7 protein-coding genes are annotated in these 11227 nt (G+C 69.5%); 1 reads left to right on the forward strand and 6 read right to left on the reverse strand.

The genetic code is table 11. The features are described 5' to 3' along the window. Positions 1–79: 79 nt before the first annotated feature. The 6 genes from ACWD4O_RS48310 to ACWD4O_RS48335 form a co-directional block, all read right to left on the reverse strand. Positions 80–1954: an RICIN domain-containing protein gene (locus ACWD4O_RS48310; RefSeq protein ID WP_451289514.1), complete on the reverse strand. Its 1875-nt coding sequence runs from the start codon at positions 1952–1954 to the stop codon at positions 80–82. 56 nt (positions 1955–2010) lie between these two features. Then, positions 2011–3768: an amylo-alpha-1,6-glucosidase gene (locus tag ACWD4O_RS48315; RefSeq protein ID WP_451289515.1), complete on the reverse strand. Its 1758-nt coding sequence runs from the start codon at positions 3766–3768 to the stop codon at positions 2011–2013. Positions 3769–3823: 55 nt separating this feature from the next. Then, positions 3824–4654 carry a carbohydrate ABC transporter permease gene (locus ACWD4O_RS48320; protein WP_451289517.1) on the reverse strand — a complete coding sequence of 277 codons (831 nt, stop codon included), beginning with the start codon at positions 4652–4654 and terminating at the stop codon, positions 3824–3826. Continuing rightward, on the reverse strand, positions 4651–5634 hold the full coding sequence (locus ACWD4O_RS48325) for a carbohydrate ABC transporter permease (RefSeq protein WP_451289518.1): 984 nt from the start codon (positions 5632–5634) through the stop codon (positions 4651–4653). The genes ACWD4O_RS48320 and ACWD4O_RS48325 overlap by 4 nt, the downstream gene beginning before the upstream one ends. A 31-nt stretch (positions 5635–5665) precedes the next feature. Then, complete coding sequence (locus ACWD4O_RS48330) at positions 5666–6907, reverse strand: sugar ABC transporter substrate-binding protein (protein ID WP_451289520.1); 1242 nt, start codon at positions 6905–6907, stop codon at positions 5666–5668. Between the two features lie 157 nt (positions 6908–7064). After that, the gene (locus ACWD4O_RS48335; RefSeq protein WP_451289522.1) at positions 7065–8120 is read right to left on the reverse strand and encodes a LacI family DNA-binding transcriptional regulator; all 1056 of its coding nucleotides are present in this window, start codon (positions 8118–8120) and stop codon (positions 7065–7067) included. Between the two features lie 389 nt (positions 8121–8509). On the opposite strand from ACWD4O_RS48335, the gene ACWD4O_RS48340 reads away from it, so the two are divergent. Then, complete coding sequence (locus tag ACWD4O_RS48340) at positions 8510–11143, forward strand: cellulosome protein (protein WP_451289523.1); 2634 nt, start codon at positions 8510–8512, stop codon at positions 11141–11143. Positions 11144–11227 lie beyond the last annotated feature (84 nt).

The raw sequence follows: 11227 nt of genomic DNA on the forward strand, positions 1-11227 counted from the left end.
CTTGGGTTTTGGGTTTTAAGAGGTGTCATATTCGTTGCTGGGGGGGGGCCGGGAGTTTCCCGGCCCCCGACGCGTGCGGTCAGCTCTTGCCGAGCAGCCGCCAGATCTGGTTCTTCTTGGTGCTCAGCACGCTCGCCGCGTCACAGGTCCACTGGTGGACCAGCGCGCCGGCCGTCGTAGAGACATTGCTGACGTCGACGCACTTGCCGCTGTGCACGGCGACCAGCTGGTAGTCGTGGCTGTTGCCGAGCGCGGTGACGGGGTTGAGGGTGAACTGCTGGTTGGCGGCGCCGTTGCAGGTGTACTGGATGACGGCGGCGCCGTCGGCGGAGGAGGCCCCGGACACGTCCAGGCACTTGCCGCTGTACTCGTTCACCACGGTGTACGTGTTGGTCTTGCCGCTCACCGGCTTCAGGTCCAGCATCTGCTGGTACCCGCCCTCGCAGTGGTACTGCTGGTACTGGGTGCCGTTGGCGGTGCTGCGGCCGGTGTCGTCCAGGCACTGGCCGCTGTTCTGGCTCACGGCGACCGTGGAGACGGTGGCGTCGGACGGCGGGAGCAGGGTGAGGGTGTAGCCGTCGGAGGCGCTCGTCCAGGGGACGGTGACGGAGGCCGCGTTGCCGCTGACGGTCAGGGTCTGGTCGGAGACGGTGACCGGGCCGGTCACAGCTGCGCCGCCGTTGTTGGGGATGCGCTGGAGGACCGCGCGCACCTGGCCGTTCTCGACGACGGACGTGGTGTCGAGGCGGTTGAGGTTGACCGTGACGGTGCCCGTGTTGCCGTTGCTGCCGAGCAGGATCTTCGCGTTCCTCGCGGTGTTGTCCTTGGTCGCGAGCCCGTCGGTGTTGGTGCCGGGGATGAAGTTGACGATGTTGCCGGACTGCGAGCCGTAGTAGCGGTACATGAACCACTCGCCGAGCGGCAGGTACTGGGTGCCGGTCTTGGTGAGCAGGTTCGCCTCGAAGTCGTGCAGGTTGCCGGCCGAGGCCCAGTTGGCGCGCAGGCCGTCCGCTCCGGCCCGCTCCAGACGGGAGATGTACCAGGCGCCGCGGCCGGGGTTCTGCTCGTCCGTGTTGCCGTACTCGTTGACCTGGAACGAGCGGCTCGTCGTCATCGACCGGGCCGACAGCTTGGACCGCAGGGAGCTGCCGTCGGCGACCGGGTCGCCCGGGAGGTCGTGCCAGCTGTAGACGTTCGGCTCGACGTTGTTGGCCTTCACGTAGTCGAGGTAGGTGTTCCACCAGGTGTTCGAACTCGTGGGCCTGCCGCAGGTGCTCGCCCCCACGACGACCGCGCCCGGGATGGCGGCCCGGATCTTCTGGTAGGCCCGCTTCCACATCTCCAGGTACTGGGTCTGCCCGGAGCCCCAGAAGAGCGAGCAGTCCGGCTCGTTCCAGATGTCCCACTGGATGTCCGTCATGCCCGCCGCCACCACGTCGGACAGCAGCCGTGTGTAGAACGCGTCGAAGTTCGTCCAGTCCCCGCCGTCACCGGGGTAGGTGGGGGTGGTGGTGCCGTCCGCGCCCCACAGGTCGTGCGGCAGGATGACGAAGCTGCCGCCGAGTGCCTTGGTGCGGTTGTACTGGGCCAGGGTGGAGTTCCAGCGGCGGTCGTACTTGCCCGCGACCCAGCCGCCGGGGCTGTCCAGCTGGGCGCCGCCGGCCCGCATGAACTTCCACTTGATGTCCGTGTAGAAGTGCTCCTGCGGCAGCGAACCGTTCTCGGACATCCCGTAGATGGTGCCCGATGCGCGATAGGCGGGGGCGCCCCCGGCGGTGGAGAAGTCGACGGTGACGGAGGTGTCGGCGGCCTGTGCCGTGGTGCCGGGGAGCGTGGCGACGGCGAGCGACGTCAGCAGGACGGCGAGCGCGGTGGGCAGGCGGAGGCGGCGGGCCCCTGTACGGCCCTGTCTGCGCCCCCGTCCGGTCGGGGAAGGTACGCGAGGTGTACGCACTGCGGGTCTCCCGAGTGTCGTGGTGATGCCTGGGCGCGGCTCGGCCCGGGCGGTCTTCAGTCGCCGGTGGCCGCGAGGGACTCGGCGGTACGGAGTTCGTGGGCTTCGGCGAGGAGGAGGTAGCTGCTGGCGGTCCAGGTGTAGGCGCGGTCGCGCAGGCCCTTGCCGGTCAGGGCGTCGAAGTTCTCCGCGAAGCCGTGGGTCTCGCACAGGGTGCGGAAGCGGGCGCTGATCTCGTCCGCGAGGCGATGGTGGCCGGCGCGGCGCAGGCCGTCCTCGATGAGGACGGTGGCGGGGGCCCAGATCGGGCCGCGCCAGTAGCCGTCGGAGAGGTAGTGCGGTGAGGCGGGCAGTTCGGTGGCCAGGCCGTGATCGGTCAGGTGGGTCTCGATGCGTTCGGCCAGCACGGCGCTGATGTCCTCCGGGAGGTGCTCACCCAGCGCGATGGGCATCAGGTCGAGCAGACTGGAGCTGCTCCAGGAGTGGTCACCGTGGGCGGAACGGGCGACGAACCGGTCCCCCGTCCACAGCTGGTCGAGCATGGCCGCCTGGGTCTCGTCAGCTGTACGCGTCCAGTGGCGGGCGTCGTCGGAGCGTCCCAACTCAACGGCCAGGTCGGCGAGTTCATGCATCTGCAGGATGAGGAACGCGGCCAGGTCGGCGCTGACGAGCACGCGCTCGGGGTCGAAGGTCGTGGCGTTGTCCCAGCCGCTGTCGTTGCCGTGCTGGTAGTGGGGCAGGGCGCTGTCGGCGGCTCGGCGCGCGGTGAGCCAGAAGTCCGTCCAGCGCTTCAACATGCCGTATGCCTGGGCGAGTTCCAGCTGGCCGAGCGGCTCGGGCAGCCGTCGGCGGAGGTGGCCGAAGGCCCAGCCGTGGATGGGCGGCTTGACGAAGTTGTAGAGGATCTCGGAGTGGGTGACCGAGTCGGGCAGGGCCCCGCTCTCGTCCTGGTGGTCGAAGGGCAGCGCGAACTGGTCCCGGGCCAGTTCGGGCGAACCGGGGGCCAGGGCAAGGGCGTTGAAGCAGTGGTCCCAGCTCCACACCTTGTCCATCCAGTGCTTGGACATCAGCACCGCCGGTCGCCTGACCAGCCCGGCGGGGCGCACGGTCGCGGACCACACGACGTACGCGGCGAGTTCGGCGGCCGGGGTGCTCGGCGAGCGCCAGGGGGCGACCGTGTCGACGAACGCGGCGAAGGAACGCCGCGCGGCGGCCACCACCTCGTCGAACGGCGCCGAGGAGACGTACGGCGGTCGTGCGGTGTCGAGTTCCTCGACGGCGGCCTCCCAACTACCGTCGGCGCCGGAGCAGATCGTGAGACCGCGGTCTCCGCCGCCCAGCGCCTGGGCACCGGAGACCTCCGCCACGACGCCGGCCAGCACGGTGATGCGGTAGCGGCGCCCGGTCTCGTACGAGGTGAACACATGGGCGTCGGCTGCCGGGTCGTGGAAGAAGTACGTACCGCTGAACGGGGTCAGTGCCTGCGCCGCCGCGCTGACGCTCAGCGCGAGTCCGGTGCCGCGCAGGCGCACGGTGTCCGGCGACTCGTAGGCGAGGTCGACGCGCCCGCCCCCACCGGTCCAGCCGAGCAGACTCGGTGACGCCTGGACGCGGGTCTCCGCCCGGTCGCCCGTCGCCGGATCGAGGGGGACGAACCGTAGGACGGCGTGCATGCCGTTCTGGTGCGAGACGAGGTGGAGGTCCTCGGCGCGGGTCTTCTCCGCGAGCACGGGAGAGATCCCGAACCAGGATCCGTGCATGCTGAACGGGATGTCGTGGACGGAGAAGGCAGGGCCGGACGAGGCGGCGGTCATGGCGGCGTGACTCGTTTCTTCAACGGGGTGTCTACGGCACGAAGAGGGGGGAGCGTCAGTCCTTGACGGCACCGGCCGTCACACCGGCGGCGACGTACCGCTGGGCGAGGACGAGGATCACCGCGGCGGGCAGCGAGGCCACGACGGCGGTGGCCATGATGGCGTTCCACTCCTGGTTGTTGTTGCCGATGTACTGGTAGATGCCGAGGGTGATCGGCTGATGGGCGCCGCCGGCCGCGAGGGTGCTCGCGAAGACGAAGTCGGACCAGGACCACAGGAACGCGAAGAGGGACACGGTGACGACGGCGTTGCGGCTCATCGGCAGCACGATCGACCAGAAGGTGCGCAGCGGTCCCGCGCCGTCGGTCCTCGCGGCCTGGAGCAGTTCGCCGGGGATGCCGGACATGAACGCGGTGAAGATCAGTACGGCGAAGGGGACCGCCAGCGTCGAGTCCGCGACGATCAGGCCGGGCACGGACTGGAGCAGGCCGAGGCTGAGGTAGACGGCGTAGAAGCCCATCGCCATGATGATGCCGGGGATCATCTGGGCGGCCAGGAGGACGAAGTTCAGGATTCCGCCGCCGCGCGGGCGCAGCTTGGCCAGCGCGTAGCCGGCGGGCGCGGCCAGCGCCACGGTCAGCACGACGGTGCCCAGACCGATGACGAGACTGGTGCCGAGATACGGCAACTGCTGGTCCACGACGGCCCGGTAGCCCTCCAGGGTGCCGTTGACCGGGAACAGGTCCGGCGGGCTCTTGCGCATGTCCTGGTCGCGGGTGAAGGACACGTTCAGCATCCAGTAGACCGGGAAGAGCATGAGCGCGGTCAGCAGGAGACCGAGGCCGGTCTTCCACCAGGTGCCGCCGCGTCGGGCGGGGAGGTTCATGACACCGTCTGCTTTCGCTGGACCCTCATGTACACCAGCCCGAAGACCAGAGCGGCGACGACGAGCAGGTTGCCGACGGCCGCGCCAGGGCCGAAGGCGGGCAGCAGGTTGCCGAATCCGAGCTGGTAGGACCAGGTGGCGAAGGTGGTGGACGAGTCGGCCGGACCGCCCTTGCTCATGATCCAGATGATGTCGAAGACCTTGAGCGTGTAGACGAGCCCCAGCAGCAAGGTGATGGCGGACACCGGGCGCAGCAGGGGGAAGGTGATGCGCCAGAACCGCTGCCAGGCGTTCGCGCCGTCGAGCGCGGCGGCCTCGTACAGGCTGGTGGGGATGGACTGGAGGCCGCTGTAGAGCACCACCAGGTTGAACGGGACGCCGATCCAGATGTTCGCGATGATCACCGAGGTGAGCGACCAGTCCGGCGAGGTCAGCCAGTTCACCGGCCCGACGCCGACGGCGTGCAGGGCGGCGTTGACGACACCCGAGTCGCTGTTGAGCATCCACGACCAGGTGGACGCCGACACGATGAGCGGCAGCAGCCACGGCACGAGGAACAGCGCGCGCAGGGTCGCGGAGAGCCGGAAGTGCTGGTTGAAGAAGACGGCGAGGGCCAAGCCGATCGCGTACTGGAAGAACAGGCAGACGGCGGTGAACACCGCGGTGTGCAGGAGCGCGGGGGCGAACGTCGGGTCGTCGAGGACGGCCCGGTAGTTGCTCAGGCCCGTGAACGGGGCGTCGCCCTGGACGAAGGAGCGGACGGTGTAGTTCCGCAGGCTCAGATCGAGGTTGCGGTAGAGCGGATAGGCGTAGAAGAGGACGAGGTAGAGGGTGACCGGGGCGAGGAACGCCCAGGCGGCCCACTGCGGGGAGGCGGTGCGGCGACGGGTCGTCGCGCGGGCCGGGGGCGGGGCGGCGGTGGCCGCCCCGGTCCCCCCGCGCACCGGCTGCGGGTCCGGCGGGTGTGTCGTGCGGTTCATCAACGGGCCTCTGACATCGGCTGCTTGATGGCTACTTGACGGCGGACCGGGCGGCCGTGAGCGCGTCCTTCGGCGACTGGGACCCGCTCAGCGCGGCCTGGACCGCCTTCCACAACTGCTCGGAGATCTTGGGGTACTTCGTGCCCAGGCCGTCGCTCGTACGCCCCTTGGCCGCCTTCACCGCGTCGACCCACGGCTGCAGTTCGGCGTCGGCCGCCACCTGCTTGTCCTGGACCTCGGTGGTGGGCGCGACGTAGGACAACGTGGTGTCGGTGGCGAGGAGGTTCTCGGTGCTGGTCAGGCAGGTCACGAGCTTCTGCGAGGTGGCGTATCGGGCGGTGTCGCCCTGCACCGGTACGGTCACGAACTCGCCGCCCGTCGGGGCCGCCGCGTTGCCTCCGGAGGCGGCGGGCACCGGGACGACCCCGTACTCGAAGCCCGCCTTCGCGGCGTTCGCGAGCTGCCACGTGCCGTTCTCGCTGAACGCGTAGTCGCCGGTCGCGAACTCCTGCCAGCTGGTGGTCTGGGTGTTGTTGATGACCGAGTTGGGGGCGTAGCCCTTGTCCAGCCAGCCCTTCCACAGCGACAGCGCAGACACCGCGCCGGCCGAGGCCACGTCGGTGAGCTGCGCGCCCGAGCCCCAGAACCAGGGCAGGAACTGGAAGCTGCCCTCCTCGGTCCCGATCGCGGAGAACGTGATGCCCTTCTTGCCGGCCTTCTTGACCTTCGCCAGCGCCGCCGTCAGCGAGTCCCAGTCCTTGACCGAGGCGATGTCCACCCCGGCCGCCTTCAGCACCTCCTTGTTGTAGTAGAGGGCGAGGGTGTTGGCGCCGATCGGGGTGCCGTACGTCTTCCCGCCCACCTGGCCGGCGCCGAGCAGGTTGGCGTCGACGGCCGAGGTGTCGATCTTGTTGTCGTCGGTCGTGGTGAGCACACCCGCCTCGGCCAGCGTCGACACCACGGGGTTGTCGACGATGAGCAGGTCCGCGGAGTTGTCCTGCTGCGCGGCCAGCAGCGCCTTGTTCGACAGGTCGCTGGTGTCGAAGGCGGTCCGCTTGATCTTCACGCCGGCCTGGGTGCCGCAGTCGTCCAGCAGCTTCGCCCACGCCGACGTCTTGTCGAACTGCGGGTACGGGTCCCAGATGGTGTACGTGCCGCTGTCCTCGGCCTTCGTGGAGCCGCTTCCACCGGAGGAGCACGCGGTGGTGCCGGTGGCGAGGGCGACGACGGTCAGGGCTGCGGCGGTGAAGCGCCGTCTGGCGGGTGTGTTCATTGCGGGTTCCTCTTGGTTCTTGGCACAGGGGTGCCCGGGAAGGGGTGGCCTGGGGGTGTCGGGGCCTGCCGAACCGGGCCACCGAGTTACGTCGGGCGGCCCTGACGGCAGGGGAAGTCGCGCTGGAACGGGTGGGGACGAGGTTCGGTTCGAAGGGTCAGGAGGCCGCGTCGATGCCCGCGTCCGCTGCCTGGCCGGCGGGCGGGGTACCGGCGGGCCCCGTGCTGGAGCGCAGCGAGATCGGCGGGGCGAGAAGCTGGTGCCGGGGCGGCGCGTCGGGGTGGTCGAGCCGCTCCACGAGCAGGTCAACGGCGAGGCGGCCCATCTCGGCCGCCGGCACATCCGCCGCGGTGAGCTGCGGGGTCACCGTCTCCGCCCAGCGGCCGGCGACGACCCCGGTGACGGAGAAGTCGCGCGGCACATGGCGGCCGGCCTGGGCCAGCCCCCGGTAGAGGCCGCCGAGCGCGGCCTCGTTCAGCGTGACCAGGGCCGTGGTGGCCGGGTCGTCGTACAGGATCCGCTCCAGACAGGCCTGGCCCGAGGGGGCGTCGTCCCCGCAGCAGTACGTCCGGACGGTGAGCCCGCGCTCCGCCGCGGCCTTGGTGAACCCGTCCAGTCCCCGCTGGGCGGACTCGTACCCGGCCCGTAGCAGCTGCTCGGGCCGGTTGACGAAGGCGACCCGGCGGTGGCCGAGGTCGGCGAGGTGGTGGACGCAGGCCTGCACCAGTGCGGTGTGGTCCAGTCCGACCCACCAGCCGCGTTCCGGGTGTGCGGTACGGCCGATGGCCACCGAGGGGAAGTCCAGCGCGTCTAGGTGGTCGACCCGGTCGTCCTCCAGTCTGATCTCCATCAGGATCGCGCCGTCCACCCGGCGCTCACCCAGCAGTCGCTGGAACGAGCGGTCGCTGTCCATGCCGCTCGGGGAGAGCAGGACGTCGTAGTCGTGGGCGGCGGCTGCCTCCACGACGCTGCCGATGAAATCCAGCTGCATTCCGGTGTAGTGGTTGCCGGCCGGCGGGAAGACCAGGCCGAGGGTGCTGGTCCTGCCGTTGGCCAGCGCCCGTGCACTGGCGTTGGGCCGGTAGCCCAGCTCGTCGATGACCCGCTGGATCTTCTGGCGGGTGTCGTCCGACACCGGGCGCTTGCCGCTCAGCGCGTACGACACGGTGCTCCGCGAGACACCGGCCCGCTTGGCGATCTCACCGATGTTCACGGCGCTCCTTCGTCGAACCGGTTCGAGTGGCGAGCCGGGCGTCGAACCGGTTCGCGTGAAGTGAAGTTAGGAGCGTCCGCGAACAGGTGTCAACGCCTGCAACAGAACTTTCTCGACGAGCCGGAAACTCGGTCCGGAGTATTGCTGACCGTTTTGCTCGGTGCTAGCTTCCCCGAACCGGTTCGACAGGCCGCTCCGGGGCTCTCCGGCACGCCTGCCACAAGTCGTCGCCGCCGCTCTCGGGCCGCTCCGGCTTCAATATCGAACCGGTTCGACCGTGAAGTTCTTCTCCACCACCCCGCACGGACACGGCGGACACGACGGAAACCACGGAGACCTCAGTGCGACGAAAGAGAACGACAGCCGCCGGCGCCACGGTGGCGGCGGTGATGGCCGGCCTGCTCGCCCTGCCCACCGCCGGCCCGGCCGGCGCAGCCGAGCCGGACAGACTGGTCATCGATCTCGGCACCGACACCGGCGCCTTCCACGGCGGCGCGAGCGGCACGCTCTACGGGATCTACGGCGACGGGGTGCCGAGCCGCAATCTGGTCGAGGGCATGCACGTCCGCACGGTGTCGACCAAGGCCCAGGACGGTCCGCAGCACCCCGGTGCGGACGCGCTGGAGATCCTGCCCTCGTTCGTGGACTCGGGCGGCAAGGACGTCTACATCTATATGACCGACATCTACCGGGGCTTCCCGTACGAGTGGCCGGGGGCGGACGGCCCCGCGCGGATGGCCGACTTCAAGGAGAAGCTCAAGAAGCAGGTCCAGCAGGTCCTGACGATGGGCGGCTACAAGGACCATGTCGTCTACGTCCCCTTCAACGAGCCCGAAGGGAACATGTTCGGCACCGGCAGCTGGAGCTACAACAAGGTCTCCTGGCTGAACGATCCCCGGTACTACTTCGCGGCCTGGAAGGAGGCGTACCACCTCATCAAGGGCCTGGACCCGGACGCGCGCATCGCGGGGCCGAACACCAGCGTCCTCTACGACCAGGTCAGGGGCTTCCTGGAGTACGCCAAGGCCAATGACGTCGTCCCCGACGTGATGACCTGGCACGAGCTGTCGTCCCCCGCCGCGGTCCGCACGAACGTGGCGAAGTACCGGCAGATGGAGAAGGACGTCGGCGTCGGCCCCCTGCCGATCAACGTCAACGAGTACGGCCACAACTACCACCTCTCCGTACCCGGCCAGGTCGTCCAGTGGGTCTCCGCCATCGAGGAGTCCAAGATCGACGCCGATCTGGCGTACTGGAACATCGACGGCAACCTCAACGACTCGGCCGTCGAGGCCAACAAGGGCAACGGCCAGTGGTGGCTGTTCAACGCCTACGGCCAGATGTCCGGCCACACCGTCGAGGTGACGGCCCCGCACCCCAACCAGCAGTACACCCTCCAGGGCGTCGCCACCCTCGACGAGGACAAGAAGCAGTCCCGGGCGCTCTTCGGCGGCCAGAGCGGCGACGCGGACATCGTCTTCGAGAACGTCGACCCGGCCGTGTTCGGGACGACGGTCCACGCCACCGTCCAGGAGATCCCGTGGACCGGACAGGTCGGTGACTCGGCGCAGCCGATGCGACTGGCCGACCAGGAGATCGCGGTCGGCGCGGACGGCTCGGTGAAACTGCCGATGACGGGGATGAACGCGATGTCCGCGTACCAGGTCATCCTCTCCCCGGGCGGCAACGGCGGACAGTCGGCCACGCCCTCGGTGAGCTGGCGCGCGTCGTACGAGGCGGAGAACGCCGCCTACACCGGCGGCGGCTACTCCAGGAACGGCCCCGAGGGCACACCTTCCGACGTCGGCAAGTTCGCCACGTCCGGCAACTACAACGTCGGCGGACTGCGCACCGGTTCGGACGGGGTGCTCGCCTTCGACGTCGACGTTCCCACGACCGGGACGTACGACCTGAGCGTGTTCGCCAACTCCTACAACCTGTACGGCCTGGTGAAGGAGCAGGGACCCACCAATGTCTTCCTGCGCGTGGACGGCGCCGATCCGCAGGAACTGCGGCTGCCGCTCGGCTACAAGTGGGTGGTCTGGGGTCACACCGACACCACGGTGCAGCTGACCGCCGGCAGGCACACCCTCACGCTCGCCGCGAAGGACGCGGACCTGGGCGTCACCAAGGGCGACGCCATCATCGACAAGATCGACCTGTCCCTGCGCGATGCGCAGGCGACCCGACCGGCGATCTACGAGGCCGAGTACGCCACCCTTGCCGGAGCCCGGACCGACTACACCCGCCACGGTGCGTCCGGCCCCGGCACGGTGCGGCTGCCGAAGCGCGCCTCGGCGACCTTCTGGGTGTACTCGCCCACCGACGGCGAGTCGACCGTTTCCGTCGACCACCTCGGCGGCGGACGCGCGAGCCTGTCGCTCAACGGCGAAGAGCTCGACGTTCCGGCGGTCGGAGGCGGCCGGAAGGGAACGGACACGGTCAAGCTGTTCCTCTCCGGCGGCGTCAACAAGCTCACCGTCACGGGGACTTCGGGTCGGACCGTGCTCGACCGGCTGCGGGTCGCGCCGTCGAAGGGCACCCTGATCCCGACCGTGTACCAGGCCGAGAACGGAACGCTCTCCGGAGCGGCGACGACGACCGACGCGTACACCTTCGCCACGAACGGCAGGTCCGTCACGGGCATCGGCGCCGGGACCGCCAACGCCCTCACCGTCGACGTGGTGGCCGCCAGAGCGGGACGGCACGCGGTGACCATCCGCTATTCCAACGCCGAGCAGGCGCCCGCCACCCACTACAACCCCGACCCGATCGCCCGGCACGCCGATCTCTCGGTGAACGGCGGCGCGATCCGCAGGGTCCTCTTCCCTACCACCTTCCACTTCAACGACTTCCGCGAGCTGACCGTCCCGGTCACCCTCAAGAAGGGCACGAACCGGCTCACCTTCACGGCGGAGGAACTGCCCGACTTCGACGGCGACACCTACAACCCGTACGACCAGCGTTCCGCGTACGCGCCGGTCATCGACCAGCTCACCGTCACACCGCTGACGCGGCGGTGAGCCTCGTCGCTCCGGGCTCGGTGTGACCCGCCGCTGAGGACCGGACGGGCCGGCGCCCCCCGCGGCCGGGCACACGATGCCCTG

The organism is Streptomyces sp. NPDC002623, from assembly GCF_053592635.1.